Here is a 25,779-nt window from a genome sequence, read left to right as displayed (position 1 = left end):
ATTGTCAGTCTAAGCGCAGTCAGGTAACGCCATTGTCAGTCTAAGCGCAGTCAGGTAACGCTATTGTCAGTTTAAGCGCAGTCAGGTAACGCCATTGTCAGTCTGAACGCAGTCAGGTAACGCTATTGTCAGTCTAAGCGCAGTCAGGTAACCCTATTGCCAGTCTGAGCGCAGTCAGGTAACCCTATTGTCAGTCTGAGCGCAGTCAGGTAACCCTATTGTCAGTCTGAGCGCAGTCGAAGACCGGTCCGCTCAGGGCGACAATGACATCTTGCAGTTGTAAAATCCTTAAACCAATAACATATTGGAAAACATAACACTCGACCGGTGCTGTATCCACACCATTACTACCAAGCCCTGGGGACTTTCCGAGGCGGTGGAAAATTATGCCAGTGCCGGCGTGAAGGGCATTAGCGTCTGGCAGAATGCGACGGAGGGGATTGGGCCGCATCGTGCGGGAGAAATCATCCGTGCGGCCGGGCTTGAAATTGTCTCTTATGTTCGTGGCGGGTTTTTCCCGCATACCAGCAGCGCCGGAAGGGCGCAGGCGATCGACCATAACCGCAAGCTCCTCGAAGAGGCCGCAGCTCTGGGCGCACCTATGATCGTCCTCGTATGCGGAGCGTCGCCTGACCAATCGTTGGAAACTTCGCGCGAGCAGATCAAAGAGGGCATCGAGGCGATTCTTCCGCTGGCTGAAAAACTGGGTGTAAAATTGGCTATCGAGCCGCTACACCCGATGTATGCAGCCGACCGCTCGGCCATTAACACGCTTGCACAGGCCAATGATATGGCTGAGTATTTCAAGTCATCGTTTGTGGGTGTGGCCGTGGATGTCTACCATTTGTGGTGGGATGGTGATCTGGAAAAAGAAATTGCAAGATGCGGGGCTAATGGCAACCTGCTGGCTTACCACGTTTGCGACTGGAAAGTAAATACTATTGATCTGCTGAACGACCGCGGACTAATGGGCGAAGGATGTATTGATTTGAAAAAGATCAGAAGCTGGGTGGAAGCGACCGGGTTCAATGGTTTTTGCGAGGTCGAGATCTTCTCGGACATCCATTGGGCCAAAGACCAGCATTTGTTTTTGAATGAGATTACTGAGGCTTTTCTTAAAACTGTATAAAAAAAACAATGACAACACATACCATTGGCATTATCATGAACGGCGTAACCGGCCGTATGGGTACCAACCAGCATTTGCTACGTTCAATCAAAGCGATTATTGAACAAGGTGGCGTAAAAATCTCGTCCGACGAGGTGATCATTCCTGATCCGGTCCTGGTAGGTCGCAACGAAGCCAAGTTGCAAGCACTCTGTAAGCAGTCGGGCGTGCAGAAATATACAACCGACCTGGATTCGGTGATGTCTGATCCGCATTATCAGATCTATTTCGACGCGCAGGTAACTGGCCGTCGTGCAGCTGCCGTAAAGAAGGCCATTCAGGCAGGGAAGCACATTTATTGTGAAAAACCAACCGGTACTACCACGGAGGAAGCATTGGAACTATATGAACTCGCAACGAAAGCCGGCCTAAAAAATGGTGTGGTGCAGGATAAGCTTTGGTTACCGGGTTTGGTAAAATTGAAAAGACTGATGGAAGCCGGTTTCTTTGGAAAGATCCTTTCCGTAAGAGGTGAATTTGGTTACTGGGTTTTTGAAGGCACCAGCATTCCGGCGCAACGCCCTTCGTGGAACTACCGCAAGGAGGACGACGGCGGTATTATCGTGGATATGCTCTGCCACTGGCGTTATGTACTTGACAATCTGTTTGGAAAAGTAAAAGCAGTATCCTGCCTCGGCGCAACGCACATTCCGGAACGCGTAGATGAGAACGGTAACACCTACAAATGTACCGCCGACGACGCCTGTTATGCGACGTTCGAGCTGGAAGATAATGTTATTGCTCATTTCAATTCATCCTGGACAGTACGTGTACGCCGCGACGATCTGCTTACACTCCAAGTGGACGGTACGCATGGGTCAGCTGTCGCCGGTCTCCGTGACTGCTATGTTCAGCATTATGGTAATACGCCAAAGCCAGTTTGGAACCCCGATATTGCTCAACCGATCCCATTCTTCGACGGCTGGTCGAAAGTACCTGAACAGGAGATATACGACAATGCTTTCAAGGCACAATGGGAGCTATTCTTAAAACACATTGTTAAAGACACGCCTTTCCCATGGGATCTTAAAGCGGGTGCCAGAGGTGTACAACTGGCCGAAAAAGGGCTCGAAAGCTGGGAAAAACGCCAATGGGTAGACGTACAGGAACTATGAAAAAAACAGCATTGATCACTGGCGGCAGTCGCGGCATTGGTTTTGGCATTGCCAAAGCTCTTGCTAAAGAAGGTTATGACCTGGCCATCAACGGTGTCCGTGACGAAGCCGATGCCGCCGCAGCGCTGGACGAACTCCGCGAATTAGGGGCAGAAGTGGCCTATTGTCAGGGTAGCATTGCAAACGCCACCGACCGCGAAGCTATTATTGAAAAAGCATTTGCTGTTTTCGGGCAGATCAATCTGCTCGTAAACAATGCAGGCATTGCCCCGCGTACACGCCTAGACCTGCTTGAAACGACGATCGAGAATTACCAGGAGGTGATGACCACGAATCTGGAAGGGCCCTTCTTTTTCACACAAGCCATCGGTAAACGCATGGCCCACGTGAAACAGAATAACCATGCATTTGAAGCGGCAATCATTTTTGTAACCTCTATTTCTGCGACCGTGGCGTCTGTTAATCGGGGAGAATATTGTATTTCAAAAGCAGGCCTTGCGATGACCAACCTCCTGTTTGCCGTGCGAATGGCCGAATACAACATCCCCGTTTACGAGATCCGACCCGGCATTATTGCTACGGACATGACTTCCAAGGTGCAGGAAAAATATGATGGCCTGTTCCAAAGCGGCATTGCATTGCAGCCACGCTGGGGAACACCCGAAGATGTCGGTAAAGCCGTCGCCTCGCTCACCCGCGGCGACTTCCCCTACTCCACCGGCCAGGTAATCGGCGTGGATGGCGGAATGCTGATCGACCGCCTGTAAGAAACAATAGTCCATGGTCCATGGTCGACACTTTCGGCGGTCGGCCGTCAGCCGTCAAAAAGAATTGATTGACATTTAAACAACATCAGGCTGCCGGCTCATACCGGCAGCCGAAGTCAACACCTAACCCTATGTCAACAACCAACAATTCCAATCCTTCCCTGCTTTCGCAGCTATTGCAAGTGCCGGTGATAGTCGCAGCGCTGGGTTACCTGGTCGATATGTACGACCTTTTTCTGTTCAGTGTGGTACGGGTACCGAGCCTCAAAGCGCTGGGCGTGGCTGATGACCAGTTGCTGACAGAAGGTATCGGCTTATTAAATTATCAGATGGCCGGGATGCTGATCGGCGGTGTGCTATGGGGAATCATTGCGGATAAGAGAGGCCGCCTTTCTGTATTGTTTGGATCGATCATCATGTATTCGCTCGCCAATATCGGCAATGGATTTGTGACCTCGCTTGATCAGTATGCCATTCTTCGCTTTATTGCGGGTGTAGGACTTGCCGGAGAGCTGGGTGCGGGCATTACACTCGTTACAGAAGTACTCCCCAAAGAGATCCGTGGCTATGGCACCACATTGGTAGCTACCCTCGGCGTTTTGGGAGCAATTTTGGCTTATTTCGTAGCCGATTTGTTTGCCTGGCGCATATCCTACTTCGTCGGAGGGGGCATGGGGCTCCTGTTGCTCGTTTTGCGGTTCAATGTTTTTGAATCCGGAATGTTCAAACATGCCAAGGAGCGTTCGGTGGATCGTGGTAACATCATGATGATCCTCACCAACAGCAAGCGCCTGGGTAAATACCTGATGGCGATCCTGGTAGGTCTGCCAATTTGGTTTGTAGTAGGAATTCTTATTACTTTTTCGCCTGAATTCGGGGCTGCAAAGGGGATTGAGGGGATTAATGCAGGAAAAGCCGTCATGCTGGCGTTTTCAGGGCAAGTTGGTGGTGACATCGTCAGTGGTTTACTGAGCCAGTATATGCGGAGCAGAAAGAAAGTGATCAGATTATTTATCGTACTGTCGCTTGCAATGGTGGTCGGATATCTGCTGATTCCAATGCAGGATTTGTTCTCCTTCTATCTGCTTTGTACCTTGCTCGGATTCTGCAATGGTTACTGGACATTGTTCATTACGATCGCCGCAGAACTTTTCGGTACCAACCTTCGGGCAACAGTAGCAACGACGGTACCTAATTTCGTACGCGGCGCGACCATTCCGCTCGCGGCATTGTTCGTGAATTTCAAATCCGACCTGGGTGTAATCCAGAGCGGACTAATTATAGGGGTTGCAACCGCGGTAATCGCATTAATAGCCCTGTATTTCCTCGAAGAGACATTTACAAAGGACATGGACTTTGTAGAAAAAGAATAGTTTCGGTTTTAGTTTTAGTTAAAAACGGCCCCCATAGATGGAGGGCCGTTTTTTTTTAACAGTTATTAACACTTTTCCAAGCAACATTCCCGCCCCGACATCCATCTCTTGGTTAAATTAAAAAATAGCCATGAGAGACCGTTTAATTGCTTATGCTGGGAATCAACCACTTGTCCCACCCGAAAATCCGCTCGTGTACTTTGCTTACCGGTGTACACGAGCCTGATCTTACCTTTGTCCCGTTCTTAAAATAGAACAAAACTTATAGCCATAAAAATAAAATTATCATGAAAACAACAGTTAACACCTTCATCTGCGCCCTTGCGCTTGCAGCCGCTTCTTTCACCGCCTATGCTGGAGATAAAGAAGCCAAAAAAGTTTCCACATTCGGAACCGGCATTTATGCCACCAAAACCGGCAAGATCAACGTACTCGTTGATAAAGCCAATGATTCCAAAACCACATTGTTGCTCAAAAACTCAGAGGGAACCGTCGTATATCGCGAAACAGTCTCAAAAGAGCACAAAAAATTTGGACGCACCTTGAATCTGGACGCGATGGAAGCCGGCAAATACAAGCTGGACATCATCAGCGGCAACGAAATCCAGACCAAAACTTTCGAATTGGCCGACCAAAAAGTGGAACGTGTTCTGACAGTTAATTAAGGGTTCAAAATACAAATTGCCTGGCGGCGCCTTCCCATTGCGGGAGGCGCCGCTTTTTGCTTATTCATAAACGCTTGAAAATCGAAAAGTATTAGATGAAAGTTTCGCTTTGACATTTTCAATAAATCTCATTATTGTGTACGTACATATCTCCATCAATCACACCTGGAAATCTGTGTCTCCTCACCATCCTTTTCAAATATTAATTATATCCTGCACAGTACTTACGCTCAGGGTGAGATCCGTAAATGCATTGGTACCTTCAGAGCAATAGTCACGACACTCGCAGTCGACAGCCGTGTTCCTACCCCGCCGAAATAGCACTTTCAAATAAATGAGTTACAAAAAGTTAAGGAGAACAACGCAGCAATTCACTTTGCCTTTTGAATGCCTGCCATTAAATATCTCTTTACTCACTGAAAATCACTCATTAATATGGACTCTCGTCGAGACTTCCTGCAAAAACTGACATTAGGCGTCGGCGCAACGGCGTTGAGCGACCTTCCCGCATCTGCACGTGAGTTATATTCCGGTCCGAAGGCCGATAAACAATTGCGTGTCGCCTTAATGGGATTAGGCGGTTACGCCAGCCGCGTGGCTGAGGCGATGAAAGATTGCAAAATGGCAACGCTCGTCGGGGCGGTTTCCGGCACGCCTTCCAAGCTGGAAACCTGGAAACAGAAATACAATATCCCTGAAAAGAACACTTATAGCTACGAAACGGTCGGCAAGATCAAGGATAATCCGGACATCGATATCGTTTACATTACCACCCCCAATTCATTGCATCATAAGCATGTGCTTCAAATTGCTGCGGCGGGAAAGCATGTGCTTTGCGAAAAGCCGGTTGCCGACAATGCGCAACAAACCCGCGAGATGATCGCAGCATGCAAAAAAGCGGGTGTGAAGTTCTACATCGGCTACCGGATGCACTTCGAGCCGCATACGCGGGAGCTTATACGCATGCGTGAGGCGGGTGAATTGGGCAAGATCATGCATGTAAATAATTACATGGGTTTCAAATCCGGCGACCCGAACCAATGGCGACTCAAAAAGGCATTAGCCGGCGGCGGTGCCATGATGGACGTAGGCATTTATGCCTTGAACGGCGCCCGTTACGCAACAGGCGAAGAGCCGATCTGGGTAACTGCGCAAGAAACGAAGACAGACCCAGTCAAGTTTAAGGAAGTCGACGAGACCGTTATGTTCCAACTTGGCTTCCCCAGCGGCATTGTAGCGAACTGCGGAACTACCTATGCATTCAATAACTACGAAAGGCTATATGTAATCGGGGAAAAAGGCTTTGCTGAACTCAGCCCCGCATTCGGCTACGGCCCGATTAAAGGCCGCACGCACCTCGGGCCGATGAACCAGCCAGTCGTCACGCACCAGACGCTCCAAATGGATGGCATCGCTGATATTATCCTCAACAACAAACCTGACCCTAATGTGAGCGGTGAGGAAGGATTGAAAGATATGCTTGTGGTAGACGCGGTGTATGAGTCCATTCGTAAGGGCGGGGCGAAGGTGATGTTGGCTGCGAAGTAAAGATTAGAAAAACAATATGCCCCGTCCCAATCTGCTGGTCGTCTGCGGTAAAAACAAACGCCGTAGCCGTACAGCCGAATACATTTTCAAGAACGACGACCGCTTTAATATTCGTTCAGCCGGATTAAGCCCTCAGAGTAATCGAAAGATTTCTGAGGGCGACCTCAATTGGGCTGATGTTGCTTTGGTAATGGAGAGTGATCACAAGGCCAAGATCAGGGAATTGTACAACCATTTGGAGCTGCCTCCTATCGAAGTACTTGATATTCCGGATGAGTATGAGTTTATGGACAAAGAACTGGTCGAAATTCTGGCTTCCAAAATAAATGCCTTACATGAGGCATTTTTCGACGACTAAGTACTGAATTTACGGTTCTCATTCCCGACGATTCTACAAATTACAGGCAAGATTTATTCAAGCCGCTTAAACCATCTGAAAAATTTCTCAGCAACTATTGCGCAACCGATTAATTGCACATATATTTGCAATCGATCGATTGCGCAATAAATCAGAAGAAAATGAGAAGAGACGTTTTTCAGGCCATTGCAGACCCGACGCGACGGGATATCATTGGCCTGATCGCGAAAAGCCCGATGACGCCCAATGCTGTGGCTGAATCTTTCGATGTAAGCCGTCAGGCTATTTCGAAGCATATTCAGATCCTCCTGGAATGTGGGTTGCTTACCATCAATCCACAAGGGCGGGAACGCTATTACACGGTGCAGCCAAAAAAGCTGGCGGAAGTGGCCGATTGGATCGAGCCGTTCCGTAAGATGTGGGAAGACCGGTTTGATAGACTGGACAACATTATCAACATTTTAAAAAACGAAAATCATGGCAACCAAAAATGAAACCAAAATCATAGTCGAACAGGGAAAACAGGAACTCTTCATTATCCGCGAGTTCGACGCACCGCGCGAGATCGTGTTCCGCGCATTCAGCGAAGAGGACTTGCTCGTACAATGGGCGGCCGGACCAAACGAAATGACGGTGCATTACGAGAAATTCCAGCCGTACGCTGGTGGCTCTTATCGCTTCATCAACACCATTCCGGCCAATGGGATGGAATTTGCATTCCATGGAGTGTGCCACGAACACACAGCTCCCGAGAGGATTATTCAGACATTCGAATTCGAAGGACTTCCTGAAAAGGGTCACGTGATACTGGAAACATCCCGTTTCGAAGAACTACCCGACGGTAAAACCCGCCTCACAGTTCAGTCTGTATTCCAATCAGTTGCCGACCGCGACGGCATGGTGCAATCGGGAATGGAACGCGGCGTCGTTGATTCCTATGCTCGACTGGATGAGTTGTTGGAGAAGGTAGTGGTTTAAGAGCGGATAGAAAATGGCCAGTCTGATATTCAGCTATCGACATTATATCGTCTTCCTGAAATCGGCCTTGGCAAAAAGTTTGACTTTGTTGTGACTTAGCAATCTCCCTATCCATTCTATATCTATTTTAGGGCATCAAACAGTAAAGCAAACTATCATCCACACTTTAATACACAGACCCGGTCAAAAAGCTTCCGGGCTCGGTTTTATTATGCAAAAATCAAAGATCACTATTCCGGTTCTGGCGTGTCTTGCCGCATTGTTTTCTCCTGTTTTACTATCCGCACAAATCATGGATTCTAAGTCAATTGTAGCGCCGGGGGCGCAGGTCGAGAAGCTGGGCGAAGGGTATAAGTTCACTGAGGGCCCCGTCGCCGATAAAAGCGGTAATGTGTTTTTCTCCGACCAACCCAATAATAAAATCATTCGCTGGGATGCCGAAACGGGCGCGTTCAGCACATTTTCCGACAAATCGGGCCGGGCAAACGGGATGTATTTTGATAAAAAAGGCAATCTGGTAGCCTGTTCGGACGAGGAAAACCAGGTTTGGTCTTTCGATCAAAAAGGTAATCCGACTGTGCTGGTGAAAGATTATGAGGGCAAGTTGCTCAATGGCCCCAACGATCTCTGGATTGATCCGAAGGGTGGTATCTATCTTACCGACCCGCTGTATAAACGGGATTACTGGAAACGTGACCCGGAAATGCAACAGGACGGCCAGCATGTTTATTACCTTAGTCCGGACGGCAAAAAACTGACCCGCGTGGATGAAAAGCTGAAAAAGCCAAACGGGATCATCGGTACTTCGGACGGCAAAAGACTCTACGTGGCCGACATTGGTGACAATAAAACCTACGTGTACGATATTCAGAACGACGGAACATTGACCAACCGCCAGCTTTTCGTATCCAAAGGTTCCGATGGAATGATACTTGACGACCAGGGTAACCTTTACATTACAGGTGATGGCGTTACAGTTTTTGACAAAACAGGTGCCCAAATTGCGCATTTCCCGGTCCATAAGGGCTGGACGGCCAATGTATGCTTTGGCGGAAAAGACCGGGATTTACTATTCATCACAGCAGAAACGGCGGTGTATGGACTGAAAATGAGGGTTAAAGGCGTAAAGTAATCTGACTATACGCTGCAATGGCGGGGTTTCCTGGTAATCCGGGAAATTCCGCCATTCTTTTTTAATCCTGTGCAACGGATTCCAAGTATATATCGTCATGGTCAAATACAATACTTCCATACTAGATAACCCACCGACTCGTTACTCAAACTAACTACGGCTCAACCTATGCGTCTGACCTTTACGGCTTTTCTTTTCCTTTTCCACATCATCTCTTTTGCCCAGGATCGCGTTACGATCAGTGGTTTTGTGAGGGAGCAAGGCAGCCAGGAGCAACTTCCGGGTGTCAACGTATATATAAACAACACACCCTATGGCGCAGTTACCAACACATACGGGTTCTATTCTCTTACAGTACCCGCGACCGATTCTGCTACGGTTTCATTTTCATTTGTAGGTTATGAAAAACAGGAGCGACGGGTGACGCTACGGCGCGACATGGAACTTAATATCTTTCTTCCTACCATTACACAATTGGAAGAAGTGGTTGTATCGGCACGTAAACAGGAGGATTATGTGAGCCGGACGGTGCAAATGAGCAAAGTGGAGATACCGATCCAGCAATTGAAAAAAATCCCTGCATTCTTTGGTGAAAAGGATGTTTTGCGAATCCTGCAACTCATGCCCGGCGTCCAGAAAGGGACCGAAGGGCAAACCGGCTTATACGTACGCGGCGGCGGGCCCGATCAGAATCTCATAGTGCTCGACGACGCAGTGGTGTATAATGCAAACCACCTTTTCGGCTTCTTCTCCATTTTCAATTCCGACGCACTCCGAAGTGTGGAACTAACCAAAGGCGGATTTCCGGCTCGCTATGGCGGCCGGCTTTCCTCAGTGTTGGAAATGAATATGAAAGAAGGCAGCAAGGATAAGCTGCATGGCGAAGGCGGCATTGGCCTCATTTCCTCTCGGCTGACCCTCGAAGGCCCTATTTCCAAAGGTAAATCATCCTTTCTCATCTCGGGAAGACGCACATATATCGATGTTCTGGCCGCCCCGTTGATTGCCCGGCAACAGAGAGGAGAAGACAGCCAGGTGAAACCCGGCTATTACTTTTACGACCTCAATGCCAAGATGAACTATGACCTTGGCTCCAAGGACAAGCTCTACATCAGCGGCTATTTTGGTCGGGACAAGTTCCACGCTAATGAAAAAAGCAGCACCTCGGAGACCCGCGCTGGTCTCGAGTGGGGCAATGCAACGGCCACCATCCGCTGGAACCACGTTTTGAACCAGAAACTGTTTGTCAACACATCCTTCATTTTCAGTAATTTCAAATTCGGGGTATCCAGTTACTCAAAGGAATTGAATAGCGACGGCTCCCTCGATGATGAGTTCAGCCTCGAATACGATTCACGCATCCGCGACCTGGGCGTAAAAACGGACTTTGACTTTTATCCGTCTTCCAAACACTCCGTCCGGTTTGGAGGCCAGGCTACTTTTCACAAGTTTGTACCCTCGGCATTGGCCATTGCAGGCACCTTTATCGATAATCCCATTGAGCGGTCCGTCAAGCCGGTTTACTCACTCGAAACCGGGCTGTACATCGAAGACACCTGGCAGGCGCTGGATGCTTTGAAGATCAATGCGGGGATCCGGATGAGTACTTTCCAGACGGACGTCAAAACTTATGTACGACCAGAACCGCGGCTTGCGGCTGCATTGCGACTGGCGGAGAACCTTTCATTCAAGGCTTCCTACGCGCGGATGAACCAATATGTGCATTTGCTATCGAATACCGGCCTTGGGCTTCCAACCGATCTTTGGGTTCCTACCACTGCACGCGTCGCGCCCCAGCAATCCGAACAGTTAGCGGTGGGTTTTGCCAAAGATCTCGATCGCCCGGCGCTCACCATTACGCTGGAAGGCTACTACAAAAAGATGAGCAATATCCTGAATTACAAAGAGGGCTCTTCATTCCTGAGTATCAATGGAGAGAATGCGAACGAGCTAAGCTGGGAAGATAATGTAACATCGGGCAAAGGCTGGTCCTATGGCGGTGAGTTTCTGGTACAAAAGAAAACTGGCCGGTTCTCTGGCTGGGTTGGTTATACATTGTCGTGGACCTATTGGAAATTCCCCGAACTCAACTTCGGAAAAACATTCTTCCCCCGCTATGACCGTCGGCATGATCTCTCTGTGGTGGGCATCTATGAGCTGGGCAAAAGGGTCACACTATCGGCAACCTGGGTGTACGGTACGGGCAATGCATTAACGCTGCCGGTGTCAAGCTATCGCGCGGCAACGGATAATTTTACGACGCGGCCAAACGGGGACGGTAAGCCGGTGGTCAGCTGGTTTGGCCCCAGGGTGAGCGAATACGGCCAAAAAAACAGTTATCGCGCCGAGCCTTTCCACCGGATGGATATCGCCGTACAGTTTCGCAAGAAGAAAAAACGACACGAGCGGACCTGGGAATTTGGCGTCTACAATGCTTACAATCGGCGGAATCCGTTTTTTTACAACATCGAAGAAGACATTGTCATAATGCCTAACGTAACTCCGGCCACACCCGTCGCGACGTACAAATTGAAACGCTACTCGCTGTTTCCGGTCCTTCCCTATTTCAGCTATAATTTCAAGTTTTAAAACGGCAACCATGTTTTCCAGACAACTCATTCTACTTTTCCTGACATTGGTCCTGGCAGCATGCGAGTCGCTTGTTACTGATATCGATCAATCCAAACTTCCACAGGTGGACTCGAAGCTCGTAGTGCAATGCTTCATTTCCCCGCAATCCACGCGCACGAATGTAGTCGTGACAGAATCCATTCCCCTTTTTGCAGAACCTGACTACCTGAAAGGGGGCGTGATCCGGAATGCCATCGTGAAGCTATCCGATGGCGCAAAGGAGGTAGTGGTACCTTTTGATACCGCCAGCCAGCTTTACTCGATCGACAAGTCGCTGTTTACGATTTCAGCAGGTAAAACTTATTCCCTTTCGGTAACCGACGGCGTCCGATCGGTAAAAGCAACCTGCACCGTACCAGCTAATGAAATACGGGCTGCAACCTACGAAATCGACAGTTCCTACTCAGGCCCGATTACGAACCGGGATACGTCATTAACTGTAAAAATGACTTGGTACGACATCGCCCAGGAAACCAACTACTACCGCGTACGTGCGTCAATTGACCTTGAATACAGCGTGCCCGACGGCACCACACCAGAAAATTTTAAGGAAAAAAGGATCAGGAACCGTTTTAACTTCAACTGGGACGATACGATCGGCAGAAATGATTTTCGTAACGACGTCAACCTGGACGGAGCCAGCTTTAACTCGCCAATCGGCCGGGTGAACCTCCCAGTTGGGACGTCCTATGACTTTGGAAACGGGAATTCCTTTTACATTTATCCCAAAAGCAAGATCGTTTCGGTCACCATGGAGATTTATAATGCCGATGAGCATTATTTTAAATACCACCGTTCGCTGCAAACGCGCGGCGATTCGGATAATCCGTTTATCGAGCCTTCTTTGATCTACACTAATATTGATGGCGGCCTGGGCTGCTTTGCATCATACAATTCCGGACAGGTCATATATCGTCCCAAATAATCTTATATATATCCTATTTTTGTTCTACAAAATCTGGCAAATTGAGGTCAAAGCACCTCAAAATGTACATCACCTGCTTGCCATTTCATTCCTAAGATCGCTCCTGCTTCAAGGCATGCTTTTTTCCCGTCAGAAGAAAAATTACTGTCAGTTTAGCGAACCAGATCATCAATCTTAAAATAAATACTATGGACTTGCAAGGAACAGATCAGGGTAAGGTTAAGAAACCGCATCCTGACAACAAAAACATGACTGAGCCCGATACGCTCATCGAAACACTTGAAGATTTACAGGAGCAGGGCTATACCTACGATTTTAACCTGACGGCTCATTCCCTGGAAGTACATAAAGACGACGGGATTTGCCTGACATTGTCCCCCGAGGACTTTGATATCGTTCACGTATACCGTTTTGAGGGAATGACGAACCCGTCGGACATGTCGATTTTGTATGCGATCGAATCAAAGGACGGATTAAAAGGAACGCTGGTAAGCAGTTACGGTGTGTACGCCGATGCTATGTCAAATGAAATGATCAGAAAGCTCGATACACGTAGTTCACTCATTGTCCATCACCCGGAAGACGACGATATGGCGCATTAGTAAGCAGAATTAACCTGCGACGCATGTTGCTTTGTCTATCGGCAGGGCAACATTTTTTTGTCGTCGGCTTTATCATTAAATTGAAAAAATATGCCCTGAGGCACTTGGCACGGGTATTTTAATTAATCAAAAGGACAATTAAAGTGAATGACCATGGAAATGATCGAACTGACTGACGAACTCATCCAATCAGCCGAGCAACGGTCTGCCGGCCAGCCTTATCCGCATTTTGTGAGGAACCTGAAAGCCATTGGGGTCGACAATTATGAAGTAAAGGTCAGAAACCACAAACGTACCTATACGTCCGTTAATGGCGACAAGCTCATTGTCCCGGCTGATCTGCCCGAGTTCGAATGTGCGGAGGCATTCAAACTCGATGAGGTAAAAGCGGCAATTAAACGCAATCAGGATGGACTTACCGACTATCCTACCTTTTTGCGCGAAATCGGGGACGCAGGTATTCACACGTATGTCGCCGATTTAGCGGGCATGAAAGTGATTTATCAGGGGCCCAATTCCGAATATGAATATGAGGAAGCGATCCCGGAAATTTAGAGACTTTTAAGTCGGTCGCGCATGGTCTCGAGGTGGTCGTCCGTAAAATCCAGGTGCGTTACAAACCTTACAAGGCCCTTCCCGAAAGTTACCGCAAGGATACCGGCGTCGGCCAGCCTGTTTACATATGCCTTTTCGGAAATACCATCTGTCAATCTGATGATTACGATATTGGTGTCCACCGGAAAAATTTCCGCCACCTCGGCCCTGGTTGCAAACATCTCACCGATAGCCCTCGCACGGCTATGGTCCTCTTTCAGGCGGTCGACATGACTGTCCAGCGCGTAAATGCCTGCGGCCGCCAGGAAACCAGCCTGCCGCCAGCCTCCGCCCATTACTTTCCGGAAACGCCGGGCATCACGGATCACTTCTCGCGTGCCGATTAGCAATGAACCGACCGGGCAGCCCAGGCCTTTGGACAGGCAAATGCTAATGCTATCGAAAACTCGTCCGTACTGTGCCGGCGTTTCACCGGTTTCAACCAACGCATTGAAAAGCCGCGCACCATCAAGATGGAGCGGAATATTTCGCTCGGTACAGACTGCGCGAATTGCCTCAATTTCATTAAAATCATAATAACACCCTCCGCCCTTGTTCATCGTATTTTCGAGGGAAACCAGCCTGGTAAGCGTCGAATGAACATCATTTTCGGGACTGATCGCCTCTGCGACCTGTTGCGCAGAGAGCCTTCCGCGATCGCCGTCGAGAAGCTTTACCGATGAAAAGGAGTTCAGCATGATGCCTCCACCTTCGTAAAGATAAATATGGGAATGTTTGTCGCAGATGACGTCGCTTCCGGGTCGCGTATGCACGCGGATTGCCAGCTGGTTTGTCATGGTGCCCGACGGACAAAAAAGCGCATCCTCCATTCCGAAAAGCCTTGCCGCCTTTTCCTGCAATGCATTCACTGTCGGGTCGTCGCCCAAAACATCGTCGCCCACTTCCGCCGCCCACATGGCATCCTGCATTTCCCTTGTGGGCTTGGTGACGGTGTCGCTGCGCAAATCAATTTTCATTTGAAAGATGTGTCGATTTTAAATTCTCCGTGATTTTGCGCGAAATTAGTTGTTAAAGCTGATTTCCGCAGCAGGCATTCATTACTTTAAACGGCTATATTGCACGCAAAATCAGGGAAAATGGAATTCGAAGAATATCTGAAAGCAAAAAAAATAGATTCGGAAGCTTTCAAAAAGGGCGATCTTTTGCGCTTCCAGGAATGGAGCGGGCTTTTCGAGACGATGCATCCCGAAAGTTTTACCGGGCACAAAAAATTCCTGATTAACGAAATCCGTCGGCGTTATCTGCTTAAAGAAGAGTAGCCTAAGGTTCAAATTTGTATTATCCCCTCATTTCTTCCATTAGCTTCATTAATATCCCGACTGTCTTCTCTGTCTGCTCTTTGCTTGGTGTGGTATCCCAGTTACCGACGATACCATTGCTCCCGATGTAAATGCCATCCTTTCGTGCGATAAAATTGGCGCCTTGTGTGTACAATTTGTAATTCACATCTCCCTGGGGAATCAGACAAGAAAGCTGCCCGGAAACAGGCGTTAGCTCTTCGTCATTGAATACCGGCTTCGCCCCCAGCCCCATGCAGTTCACGATCACCTTTTCCGGCAATGCGTCGATATCGTCAAGCTTTTTGATCTCCTGGATTTTGACTTTCCCTCCGAACATTGTGAAATCCTGCAACTGGTGCCGCAAGTAGGTCGGGATGTTGAACATGATATTCGTACGCCGCGTCACATGATCGGCTTTGAATGGGTGCTCCTTTTTTTCGAGGCGCACGCGTTCAGGCAATAGACCATGTATTTCGAAATCTTCGCCACCTGCTCCGGGAGTATATACTGGTGCCTCTTTAAAAACACCATATTCTTCCGCCCAGCAGGCAATGTCATTCATACCTAACAGAAACTGGAACCTGCGGAACGAAAAGCGGGTCGCATCTTCCCATATTGCCTGAAACTCCGGCTTAGCTATTTTTTTATCACAAACCCTCGAAGCCGGAGACCATGTGCCAGTCGCCAGGTTGCTCGTGATATTGGGAGGGACATCTTTCGTGTAGATTGTTACTTCACAACCACTTTCCTGCAGCAACCGCGAAGTGGCGATACCCACCGTTCCGCAACCCAGTACTGCCACTTTCTTCTCTCCGGTTGCCAGCACATTTTTCCGGGCAATATTACCCGTACCCCACGAAAGCGACCAGCCGCTACCGCCGTGACCATAGTTGTGGACGATCGTCTTATTACCAAGTTTCTCCACATCCAGGCGCGGTCCCGACGCCCGGAACGGCCGTAAGCCTACCGTTTCCTTCACAATGCGGTCCATCGAGAGCCGCAGTTTGGGAATATGGTGGTAACCGCGACTGATATGATAATGCTTGTCGGGATACTTCATTTCAGTTTTGGGCGCACAAGAAGTAGCAACGGCGCCTAATGCGAAGCTGGCCGGAACGGCTTTTTCAAAAAAATCTCTGCGATTCATTGGGTTGGAGTGAATAGTAATGGGATTGTGGAAATTAAGAACCAACCGCTACGTTTGCAAATTTTATATCGCTAGTTAGAAAAATACCAAAATATTCTTTCTTAAAATCCAATTTATGCCATTGCTACTTGAACACTTTCTGTTGAGAAAGAGAAAAAGGCATGTCCGCACTCTGAGTGCCCCATTCCTTATTGGGCTTATCCCCCATTTGAAGCACGAGCGTGCCACCCTTCAAAAGCTCCGCATGGGTGATGAATGTACGGGTAAAAGGTTTTCCGTTTAAAGTAGCCGATTGAATGTAGCGCGCATTATCGGAAACGCCCAGGGCTGAAACTGTGAATTTTTTATTCTTACCCGTCATCACCGACATTTCGCCAAATACCGGACTTCCCAGCACATATTCGTCGGTACCAGGGGCCACGGGGTAAAAACCCATCATACTGAATGCGAGCCAGGCCGACATTTGCCCACCGTCCTCATTGCCACTCAAACCGCCCACACTCGTATCGTATTCACTGCGGATGATAGTCCGCGTCCACTGCTGCGTCTTCCATGGTTGCCCGGCGAAAGCGTAGAGGTAAGCTATCTGGTGATTGGGCTCGTTTCCATGCCAGTAATGGCCTTGATTAAATAATGTATCCAGCTTATCGATAAAATGACTTTTGCCGCCCATGATGTTTTGTAACCCTGCAATATCCTGCGGGACAAACCATGTGTACTGCGCTGGTGAACCTTCGGTAATGAAACTTACCCGCTTGGCGAATGGGTCGAAACCGGTGATCCAGCGGCCATCCGCATACCGTCCCCGCGCATAGCCGGTGGATGGGTCGATGACGTTCCGATAATTGAGTGCCCGATTGCTTAGCTGGCTGGCGTCCTCAGCTTTGCCCAGACCGATCGCTAATGTTGAAAGGCAGAAATCATCATAGGCATATTCGAGCGTGCGCGAAACCTGCTCGCGCTTGTGAAATGCCTGCCAGACGCTATCTTCCAGCGGCACGTAGCCATATTGCAAATAGGATTTCAATGCCCTGCGCCCCTGCCCTGCTTCGTAGCTTTTCCAGTTGGTGTTTACTTCAAATGCATTTTTTCGGAGGTAGTTATATGCGCTGTTCACATCGAAATTCCGGACCTTCTTTGCATAAGCATCCGCGATAACCGATAGCGCGTGATCACCGACCATCGCAGCTGTGTAATGGTTCCAGCACGGAAAAATCGGCATCCAGCCGCCTTGCTCGGCCTTTTTCACGAGGGATTGTACCATATCTCCTGCCCGTTGCGGTTCGAGCAGGATTTCCAGCGGCATGGCGGCCCGGAAGGTATCCCACATGCTGAAATCGCAATAATAATCGAAACCCTCAGCCTTTTGAAGTGGTGTACCGCCTGCAAACGACGGGTAGCTGCCGTCGACGTCCGAAAATAGTCTGGGCGATAACTTTGTGCGGTATAATGCACTGTAAAAAAGCGACTTGTCATCCTCACTACCTTTTACCTGCACTTTGCCTAATGCCTCATTCCAGGCACTTTGCGACAGTTTTCTGACAGCCTCAATAGTTTTTGTACCCATTTCCCTTTCGAGATTCGCGCGAGCGCCCTCGATGCTGGTAAATGAGGTTCCGATGTGGACAATAATGGTTTGTTTTTCATCCCCAAAACCTACATAAGCCCCCAGCTTCTCGCGTTTTCCTTTGCCCGTGAGCATTCTGCCCATCGGGGTGATGGTATCCGCCAGCCACGTTCCCGACTGTGTGAATTTTGTATCAAACTTCAACACAAAATATCCGCTGATACCCGCCGGCTGCCCCGAACCCTGGTAAATGCGATGTACCGGATTGTAACCAACAATCTCACCCCGCTCGCGCAGCACCTCTATGAAACCTTCCCCCTCATCGCTATTCGGTTCGACGACGATAAATGACTCTTCACCGCTTTCGAATTTGAAGCGCATGATTGCCGTTCGCGCCAACGCCGCCACTTCCGCATTGATCTGATGGTCCTGTAACCATACGCCATAGTGATCCGGCGTGCTTTGTTCTTTTTCGTGGCTGAAAACGCTGGCTCTCTTTTCAGCGTCGGTAATAAGCTCTCCCGACATCGGCATGACCGTCACCGACCCGTAATCCTGCACGCACGAGCCATTGAGCCAATGCGTGCCGCGGAAGCCTTGGAATTTGTTATCGTTGTAATAAAATGGTGCAATGCATTTGGTCTCTGTCGCCCGTGTCTGCGGCGTCCATTGGGTCATTCCATTCGGAACGCCTACGGCCGGAATTGTCTGCCCTTTCAGTTCACTGCCGGCCTCGCTATGCGCTTTTGCACTCTCGGTTGCGGATGGCGCCGTTCCAATCATTGTTGCGACATAATCGAGAGGCATTTTCTGCGCACAGGATTGATTATCAGCAAAAAACGTTGTCAGACACAGTAAACTGGCCGAGAGGAGTGATACGCGCATGGTTAGGCTTGTTAAGAATTCAGGGCGGAAGATCGAAAAAATAATGGTATGTTAGGTCGATAGAATGTTGATACTCCTGTGAACAAGACGATTTAAATCCTAAAAACCCTATGAAAATCCACATCATCGATACCGGTTTTTTCAAACTCGATGGCGGTGCCATGTTCGGCGTGGTGCCCAAAGTGCTTTGGAACAAGCAAAACCCGGCCGATGAAAAAAACCTCTGCTCCTGGGCCATGCGATGCCTGCTGATCGAAGACAACGAAAAACTGATATTAGTCGACACGGGAATGGGAAACAAACAGGACGACAAGTTTTTCGGCCATTATGACCTGCATGGTGACGCTACCCTGCTATCATCCATCGAGGCCAAAGGTTTTAGTGCGAATGACATTACCGATGTGCTACTTACCCACCTGCATTTCGACCACGTAGGCGGCGCTGTGCAGTTCAGCCGCGACGGCTCCCGCCTCAACCCCACATTTCCGAATGCGGTTTACTGGTCCAATGAAGCGCATTGGCAATGGGCCACGCATCCGAATCCGCGTGAGAAAGCCTCTTTTTTGAGGGAAAACATACTTCCATTACAGGAATCAGGGCAATTACAGTTTGTAGAAAATGGCCAATCCCCGTTCCTGGGCATCAGCCTCATCCATGTTGACGGCCACACCGAGCAAATGATGCTGCCGGTCATCCAATACAAAAATCAGAAGATTATCTATTGTGCGGATCTCGTTCCCTCGTCGTACCACGTCCCTATTCCCTGGGTCATGAGCTACGATATGCGTCCGCTGCAAACAATGGAGGAAAAACAACGCATGCTCGAACAGGCCGTCACGGAGCAATGCATCCTGTTTTTTGAGCACGATCCGGTTTACGAAGCGGCGCTGGTTGAACAGACTGAGAAGGGAATCAGGGTGAAGGAACGCGGGACGTTGAAGGGCTTTCTGGTTGAGTAAGTGGTAGTATTCATTATATTTGATTTATGCACACTCCAAAAGACATACAATTCGATCAACTGACGGCCCAGGTAAGAGGCTTGAACTGGATCGCCTTGAAGCAAGCTCTGTCGACAACTCACTCGAAGAATTCTTGCTGTCAGCCCCTACGTTCTCTGAAAATCAAATCACAACGATTGAAGAAACCAGAAAGGCAATTGACCAATGGCGAACAATCTAGCGCTAGCTGACACATCTATTCTCATCGACTTTTCCGCAAATCCGACAAGGCAAATTCCCGACTACTAAAATTGGCAAGGGAGGTTTTTAGCATATTGGGAGGAATTTCTAGTCAGGACGTACGTTCTGTCCTCCGACAAGGAATAGCACGCGTAGCCGTCGCCATTGGTATAGTTCTTAAAAAGCGAGGCAAACTGATCGGCATGGCAGATGTCTTTATCGCTGCAACAGCGGTGCATCATGGCTTACCGCTTGCCACATTAAATATCAAGCATTTTGAAAGAATTGAAACACTCGAACTTCTGGTTTAGCAAATGAAAACAGCCCTTATCCTCTCCGGCGGGGGTGCTCGCGGGATTGCACATGTGGGCGTAGCGCAGGCGTTGTGGGAACGCGGCGTGCGACCGGATGTGATCAGTGGGACGAGCTCGGGCGCGTTCGTGGGAGCCTTGCTGGGACATGGCTATGAGCCGACGGAGGTTTTGAAAATCATCCGCGACACCAGTTTTTATCCTTATCTGCGGTTCGGCATTGGGGCCAATGGGCTTTTGCATATGCGGAAGATGGAAGACGTTTTCCGCAAATTCATCCCTGAAAATACATTCGAATCCCTCCGAACGCCCCTCATCGTCACTGCTACCGACATTGTCTCGGGCGAGGAAATCCGGTTTCGAAGCGGCGAACTTGCGTTGCCGGTGCTGGCTTCCTGCTGCATTCCGGGGCTTTTCAGTCCGATGCATTACAATGGTCACGAGCTGGTTGATGGTGGGGTTTTAAACAATCTGCCCGTCGAACCGGTACTCGACAAAGCAGATTACCTGATCGGAAGCCATTGCAACCCTTTCAATCTCGACAAGCCTTTGAAACGTACGACGGAAATCGTTTATCGAAGTCTTATCCTGGCCATGCACACGAAAACCAAGGCGAGAGGCGCTCAATGTGACCTGCTCATCGAGCCACCTGCATTAAGCCGTTTCAGTATTTTCGATTTCAGGAAAGCAGATCAGTTGTTTCAAACCGGATATGCATTTACCAAAGCACTCCTGAACGAGCCCAATACCCTACTTTCGTGACGAAACGACAGCCTTGTTGCCCAGCGTCGTGATCACCCATTCGCCCACCTGCTGTCCTTGTTTCTGACCATTCTCAATAGCATCCATAAAGTGGATACCGCCGTAAAACCGCGACAGGCCCGATTCCTGCGAGGCATGTATGAAAGATTTGAACGGACGCGCTTTCAAATTGAAACGCTCTTCTACCGTGTCGGAATAAGCGAAATTATCGCCGAAGTAATGCGTCAGGATCACTGCCGCGGCGGTGGAAATCACCGAATGCCCACTCAGGTATTCCGGGAAAGGGGGAGTTTGAAGAAACGGCTTCCAGGATGGGTCGATGTACTTGCGAATAGCCGTTTCGGGACGGATCCTATTACTCCGGTACTTTTCATCCCAGCAAGCCATAAAACCATCCATTAAACCAATCGCCACCGAGGTGTTGATCAGCATTGTTTTTGAAAAATTGGTCTTTGCTTTCAGACAGGCAATATCGGTAATACCCATCCAGTGCGCGCCCGGGGAGATTTTCTTCATTCCAACCAGCAAATGCCCTTTATTTTCCAATGCAAATGGATTACAATCCCAGAATGCGGCGATCACACGGTGTTCCTCCTTTTTGGTATCGTCGTAATTGAGCTTCATCAATTTGTAAAACTCTGAACTTTTCGATTCCGAAAACGCAATGGGTGGTGCCGGTTTGAATTGCGATGACGAGTCGAGCGTAAATGGCCTTACGGTTTTGAAATACGGCTCTACCGGCGGGAAATAGCCCGGAGGCGTCGGGTACCAGGTGCCTGGCCCACCGTGCGGTTCGTAGCGCGGAAAGTTGCTGATCTTGTTGTAGCGGTCCGCTTTGGCATACTTCAAGATCTGCTTGCTGATTGCCAATGCATACTCCTGCGAGCCAGCAATGACCTCTTCATTGAAACCAATTTTTTTACAAGAATCGACAAGGCTTTGCTGGTACTTTTTGAGGAGCGTCGCGCCGGATGGCTGCATTTTCTTAGCCGTTTCCAGCATCGCCAATGCCGCCGCCAGCTGGTAGGAATACTCCTCAATCTTGGGTTTTTCGATTGCGGGAAAATCATTCAATACACCATGCATGCTGGCGTATTGCTTGTCGTTCAAAGCCACTACTTCGTATCCGGCCAGGCAGGCGTAAGAGTAGAAACGTGCACCCAGCGGCGGGTTGGTGACGTCATGAACCATTACATCGGTCATCTGTGACGTAATCTGGCCGATCACCGACGGAGCGATCTCCTTTTTTGATTCATTTTTTTTGCAGGCCGCGAAGCTCACAGCCAGCAGCATTCCAAAGAGAAGGTTACTGAACTTTACCAATTTGATACGCTTTAATTTCCTGTTGATTAATCCCGAATAACAATTTATTGCCCAGCGGCAACACGCTTCTTACATCACCCTTCAAGCCAAAACCCGACTGATCCTGATGCACATATTGAAACTGACCCTTGCCATCGCCTTTTAGTAGTATTCCGTAATTCGCATCGTATTTCCCAAAACGAAGCCTGGCTTTGCTCACATTACCGCAAAGCAGCAGGTCTTTTTTGCCGTCGCCATTATAATCCAATGAAGTGATGGTGTAAACGGGTGAGACCTGCACTTGTAGCGGCAGCACCTTCTCAGCAAACTTACCATTTGCGCTACTTTCGAAATAGACGGTTTTCAGGTAAGTGGCTTTCAGCTCTTGTGCGCCTTCGAGTTCTTCTTTGGTAAAAATTTCTTTTACTGTCAAATCCGCATAGCTCTTGTAATCCTGAAACCGCGTCCGCATAATGCTCATCTGGTCCAGCATTTCGTCGCGGGTTACATATGGATAACTTTTGCCCTGAATGTAAAAGCTCATAATCGGATCGATAGACCCATTGTCGTCAAAATCCTTATAGATCATTTCAACCGGTTCGGTGTCGCTTGCTTTACATTGGGTATTAGTCCCCATATTACCGATCACGAGGTCATCTTTCCCGTCGCCATTCAGGTCCTCGACGAGGATTTTGTTCCACCAGCCCTTATAAGGTTTATCGAAATACTCGGTGGTTTTGTTTTCGAGCTTGCCATTGTTGTTGATCAAAACCGTCACCGGCATCCATTCGCCTACTACAATGAGATCTGCCTTTTTATCGCCGTTCAGGTCTGCCCAGGCAGCGTCGGTAACGAGGCCAATGCGTTCCAGTCCCTTTGAAATAGCGGCTGTCTGGTCAGTGAATTTCCCTTTGCCGTCATTGATCAGAATATAGCTGCGTGGAGTTTCGGGATATCTGCCCGGAATCACACGGCCGCCCACGAAAAGATCGGGCTTACCGTCGCCGTTGATATCGGCGGTCCTTACACAGCTCGTACTTGTGAGCATAGCGGGTAATGCGGCTGCGCTTTTGGTGAAGCTGCCTTTGCCATCATTGAGATACAACCGACTTTGCAGCAGTGGATCTTCCGGCAAAAAGCTAGCGTAGCCACCGCTGGCAACAAAAATATCCTGTGCACCATCACCGTTCGCATCGAAGAACAATGCATCGGTGTCTTCACTTTTCTTATCTGCTTCAAATGCGGATACAGGCCTCGAAGTAAATGTGCCCCCCTTCTGCTGAATGTACAGCTTAGCCGCCTCACCGGATGTCCCGCCGATAAATACGTCCTCCAATCCATCTCCGTTCACATCGCCTTTTCTCATGCACGGATTTGAAAAAGAAATAGGGTTAATGAGCATTGGCTGACGTTTGAAATCATTCAGTTTCACAGCCGGACTTTTGAATGCAATAGGAGACGCGACGGTCGTAAACAGCGGCGCAACCGATTTTTCAGCCTTGGCATTGGATTTCGCATTCGCCTCCGAAAGCGCCAATGTGGTATTCACTTTGGGATTAACAATCTTTTCCTGCTTGCCACTCAGCCAGGTTACCACCAGCGAATCGACCGCGCCGGATTTACCCAAACCAAAATGCAAAATCGGCGACACGCTTGATTGATAGCCGCGCGTCGGCATTTGTTCCAGGTATTGCTGCTGCCCTTTTTGGTAAATGATCACCTTAGCGCCAAGTCCCAGCGTATTTCGGCCCGCACCGGTAAGTTTTACTTTCAGATAATCGTTTTTCAAATGCTTATCACCGTCGTTCTGATAAATGAATGCCGGTTTGTTGATATTGTTCACGACGAGGTCGAGATCGCCGTCATTGTCAAGATCGGCATAAGCTGCGCCGCCACTATTGGAAATCTCGCCCAGGCCCCAGCTATCCGCTACGTTTGCGAAAGTCAGGTCTTTTTTATTTTGAAAAAGATAGTTCTTCATGTTGGAAGAAGGCATTTGATATACCAGTTGCAGGACGTCTTCGCGTTTCACCTGGCCCTCTATACGCTTCAAATGGTCTCCCATAAATTTCACAAAATCCATGTTCGTAAAATCTCGGAGGTTTCCGTTCGTAATAAAAAGGTCTTTCCAGCCGTCGTTATCATAATCCGCAAAAAGCGAAGCCCAGCTCCAGTCGGTGTTGGAAACGCCGGAAAGCTGCCCTATTTCAGAGAAAACCGGCTTTTTCGTTCCTTTGCCAAGACCTTCGTTCAATTGCAGCATATTGCGCATGTACTGATGATGAAAGCCCATTTTGACATTGAAATCAAACAATTCGTAATTGTCGAGACCCGTCAGCAGTTTCTGGCGGCGGTTGTCCTCAGGAAGCATGTCCAGGGTAAAAATGTCGGGCAGGCCGTCGTTGTTGAAATCGGCAATGTCGTTGCCCATTGAAGAGTGGGACGTGTGGCCGATACTGGCGTCGAGCGCATCCGTGAATGTGCCGTTGCCATTATTGATATATAAAAAGTCGGGAACGGAGTAATCGTTGGAAATATACATATCCTGCCAGCCGTCCTGGTTAATGTCGGCAATGCCAATGCCGAGGCCATAGGTTAGCTGCGAGCTGTGGATACCTGCTTTTTGGGTAATGTCTGTAAAATGTGGTGTACCGTTTTGTGGATCGTTGCGAAACAGTCTGACGCCTGTTATCGGGTCTTCCTTTTTGAGAATATCTGCCGTGCTGGCCTCATCAAGGATAGGAAGCGCTTTGGGGTTATGGTTGAGCAGGAACATATCGAGGTCCCCGTCCTTATCGAAATCGAAAAATGCGGCCTGTGTGCTGTTGCTGGGGGTTCCCAGGCCATATTGTTCGGCTACTTCTTCAAACTGCGGTACGCCCTGGGCATTGTTGCCTTTATTAATAAACAGCTGGTCTTTCAGGCTTTCAGGTGATACAGCACCCGAATAGCACACATAAATATCCAGTTTGCCATCCCCATTCACATCGGCCATCGTTACCCCGGTTTTCCACGGACGTTCGCGACCGCCTACCTGTGCAATGGCTGTTACGTCCTCGAACAGCATTTTACCTTTGTTCAGGTACAATTTGTTGGGCACCATGTTGCCGGTAAAATAAATATCGTCCAGCCCGTCGCCACTCAAATCTCCTACCGCGACACCGCCGCCGTTGTAAAAGTATTCGTACATCAGCACGTTGGTGTTCAAACCTTCGGTCAATGTATTGGTAAAATCGACTTTGGTTTGCTCAAGCGTCAGGAGGGTGAAGAGGGGCGGCCCATCGGAGCCTTTCTTTTCTTCTTTGGAATCAGGGGATTTGTCACAACCGGAAAGAACCAGTCCAGCGATCAGAATCATGCTGCCTGCTTTCCAGGGCCATATTTGCTTCATCACAGAAACGAAGAGTTAAAGGAGATAAAAAAGAAACTATGCCTTGTAAGCCAAGGCATAGTTTCAGTAAAATTAGTCA

At 48.8% G+C, this 25,779-nt stretch carries 23 protein-coding genes; 18 read left to right on the top strand and 5 right to left on the bottom strand.

Features of this window, described 5'->3' with window-relative positions:
• The first annotated feature begins 304 nt into the window (after positions 1–304).
• The 14 genes from LZD49_RS29515 (at position 305) to LZD49_RS29450 (ending at position 13,817) form a co-directional block, all read left to right on the top strand.
• Complete coding sequence (locus LZD49_RS29515; protein ID WP_234671564.1) at positions 305–1,129, top strand: sugar phosphate isomerase/epimerase; 825 nt, start codon at positions 305–307, stop codon at positions 1,127–1,129.
• A gap of 8 nt (positions 1,130–1,137) precedes the next feature.
• A complete protein-coding gene (locus LZD49_RS29510; RefSeq protein WP_234671563.1) occupies positions 1,138–2,283 on the top strand; it encodes a Gfo/Idh/MocA family protein in 1,146 nt (381 codons plus the stop codon).
• Positions 2,280–3,050, top strand: a complete 771-nt coding sequence (locus tag LZD49_RS29505) for a 3-ketoacyl-ACP reductase (protein ID WP_234671562.1) — start codon at positions 2,280–2,282, stop codon at positions 3,048–3,050. The genes LZD49_RS29510 and LZD49_RS29505 overlap by 4 nt, the downstream gene beginning before the upstream one ends.
• A 131-nt stretch (positions 3,051–3,181) precedes the next feature.
• Positions 3,182–4,423, top strand: a complete 1,242-nt coding sequence (locus LZD49_RS29500) for an MFS transporter (RefSeq protein WP_234671561.1) — start codon at positions 3,182–3,184, stop codon at positions 4,421–4,423.
• Between the two features lie 287 nt (positions 4,424–4,710).
• On the top strand, positions 4,711–5,088 hold the full coding sequence (locus tag LZD49_RS29495) for a hypothetical protein (protein ID WP_234671560.1): 378 nt from the start codon (positions 4,711–4,713) through the stop codon (positions 5,086–5,088).
• Between the two features lie 435 nt (positions 5,089–5,523).
• A complete protein-coding gene (locus LZD49_RS29490) occupies positions 5,524–6,636 on the top strand; it encodes a Gfo/Idh/MocA family protein (protein ID WP_234671559.1) in 1,113 nt (370 codons plus the stop codon).
• Between the two features lie 16 nt (positions 6,637–6,652).
• Positions 6,653–6,994 carry a low molecular weight protein tyrosine phosphatase family protein gene (locus tag LZD49_RS29485; protein ID WP_234671558.1) on the top strand — a complete coding sequence of 114 codons (342 nt, stop codon included), beginning with the start codon at positions 6,653–6,655 and terminating at the stop codon, positions 6,992–6,994.
• 161 nt (positions 6,995–7,155) lie between these two features.
• Positions 7,156–7,488 (top strand): helix-turn-helix transcriptional regulator, encoded by a 333-nt coding sequence (locus tag LZD49_RS29480; RefSeq protein WP_234671556.1) that lies wholly within the window; start codon positions 7,156–7,158, stop codon positions 7,486–7,488.
• Positions 7,472–7,972 carry an SRPBCC family protein gene (locus LZD49_RS29475; protein ID WP_234671554.1) on the top strand — a complete coding sequence of 167 codons (501 nt, stop codon included), beginning with the start codon at positions 7,472–7,474 and terminating at the stop codon, positions 7,970–7,972. The genes LZD49_RS29480 and LZD49_RS29475 overlap by 17 nt, the downstream gene beginning before the upstream one ends.
• 292 nt (positions 7,973–8,264) lie before the next feature.
• On the top strand, positions 8,265–9,104 hold the full coding sequence (locus tag LZD49_RS29470) for an SMP-30/gluconolactonase/LRE family protein (protein WP_234671552.1): 840 nt from the start codon (positions 8,265–8,267) through the stop codon (positions 9,102–9,104).
• Positions 9,105–9,272: 168 nt separating this feature from the next.
• On the top strand, positions 9,273–11,693 hold the full coding sequence (locus LZD49_RS29465) for a TonB-dependent receptor (protein WP_234671549.1): 2,421 nt from the start codon (positions 9,273–9,275) through the stop codon (positions 11,691–11,693).
• Positions 11,694–11,703: 10 nt separating this feature from the next.
• Complete coding sequence (locus tag LZD49_RS29460; protein ID WP_234671547.1) at positions 11,704–12,660, top strand: DUF4249 domain-containing protein; 957 nt, start codon at positions 11,704–11,706, stop codon at positions 12,658–12,660.
• Positions 12,661–12,848: 188 nt separating this feature from the next.
• Positions 12,849–13,262 (top strand): hypothetical protein, encoded by a 414-nt coding sequence (locus tag LZD49_RS29455; RefSeq protein WP_234671545.1) that lies wholly within the window; start codon positions 12,849–12,851, stop codon positions 13,260–13,262.
• A 153-nt stretch (positions 13,263–13,415) separates the two neighbouring features.
• Positions 13,416–13,817: a DUF1398 domain-containing protein gene (locus LZD49_RS29450; RefSeq protein ID WP_234671544.1), complete on the top strand. Its 402-nt coding sequence runs from the start codon at positions 13,416–13,418 to the stop codon at positions 13,815–13,817.
• Here LZD49_RS29450 and LZD49_RS29445 read toward each other — a convergent pair.
• Positions 13,814–14,833, bottom strand: coding sequence for a low specificity L-threonine aldolase (locus tag LZD49_RS29445; protein ID WP_234671542.1), 1,020 nt, complete (start codon positions 14,831–14,833; stop codon positions 13,814–13,816). The two genes, LZD49_RS29450 and LZD49_RS29445, sit on opposite strands and share 4 nt — an antisense overlap.
• A 120-nt stretch (positions 14,834–14,953) precedes the next feature.
• Here LZD49_RS29445 and LZD49_RS29440 point away from each other — a divergent pair, with 120 nt between their 5' ends.
• Positions 14,954–15,136, top strand: a complete 183-nt coding sequence (locus LZD49_RS29440; RefSeq protein WP_234671541.1) for a hypothetical protein — start codon at positions 14,954–14,956, stop codon at positions 15,134–15,136.
• A 19-nt stretch (positions 15,137–15,155) separates the two neighbouring features.
• Here LZD49_RS29440 and LZD49_RS29435 read toward each other — a convergent pair whose 3' ends face one another.
• On the bottom strand, positions 15,156–16,304 hold the full coding sequence (locus LZD49_RS29435; RefSeq protein WP_234671540.1) for an FAD-dependent oxidoreductase: 1,149 nt from the start codon (positions 16,302–16,304) through the stop codon (positions 15,156–15,158).
• Positions 16,305–16,428: 124 nt separating this feature from the next.
• Positions 16,429–18,756, bottom strand: coding sequence for a GH92 family glycosyl hydrolase (locus LZD49_RS29430; protein WP_234671539.1), 2,328 nt, complete (start codon positions 18,754–18,756; stop codon positions 16,429–16,431).
• A gap of 110 nt (positions 18,757–18,866) precedes the next feature.
• Here LZD49_RS29430 and LZD49_RS29425 point away from each other — a divergent pair, with 110 nt between their 5' ends.
• From LZD49_RS29425 to LZD49_RS29415, 3 genes are all read left to right on the top strand, one after another.
• Positions 18,867–19,715, top strand: a complete 849-nt coding sequence (locus tag LZD49_RS29425) for an MBL fold metallo-hydrolase (RefSeq protein WP_234671538.1) — start codon at positions 18,867–18,869, stop codon at positions 19,713–19,715.
• 290 nt (positions 19,716–20,005) lie between these two features.
• Complete coding sequence (locus tag LZD49_RS29420) at positions 20,006–20,245, top strand: type II toxin-antitoxin system VapC family toxin (protein WP_234671537.1); 240 nt, start codon at positions 20,006–20,008, stop codon at positions 20,243–20,245.
• Between the two features lie 3 nt (positions 20,246–20,248).
• Entirely contained in the window at positions 20,249–21,007 is a 759-nt protein-coding gene (locus LZD49_RS29415; protein WP_234671536.1) for a patatin-like phospholipase family protein, read from the top strand.
• Here LZD49_RS29415 and LZD49_RS29410 read toward each other — a convergent pair.
• Entirely contained in the window at positions 20,996–22,300 is a 1,305-nt protein-coding gene (locus tag LZD49_RS29410) for a vanadium-dependent haloperoxidase (protein WP_234671574.1), read from the bottom strand. The two genes, LZD49_RS29415 and LZD49_RS29410, sit on opposite strands and share 12 nt — an antisense overlap.
• A 13-nt stretch (positions 22,301–22,313) precedes the next feature.
• Complete coding sequence (locus LZD49_RS29405) at positions 22,314–25,700, bottom strand: VCBS repeat-containing protein (protein WP_234671572.1); 3,387 nt, start codon at positions 25,698–25,700, stop codon at positions 22,314–22,316.
• Positions 25,701–25,779: the final 79 nt, after the last annotated feature.

The organism is Dyadobacter sp. CY261 (assembly GCF_021440085.1).
GTDB lineage: Bacteria > Bacteroidota > Bacteroidia > Cytophagales > Spirosomataceae > Dyadobacter.
Note: the sequence above shows the minus strand (reverse complement) of the source record. Positions and strands in the feature narration are given on the sequence as shown.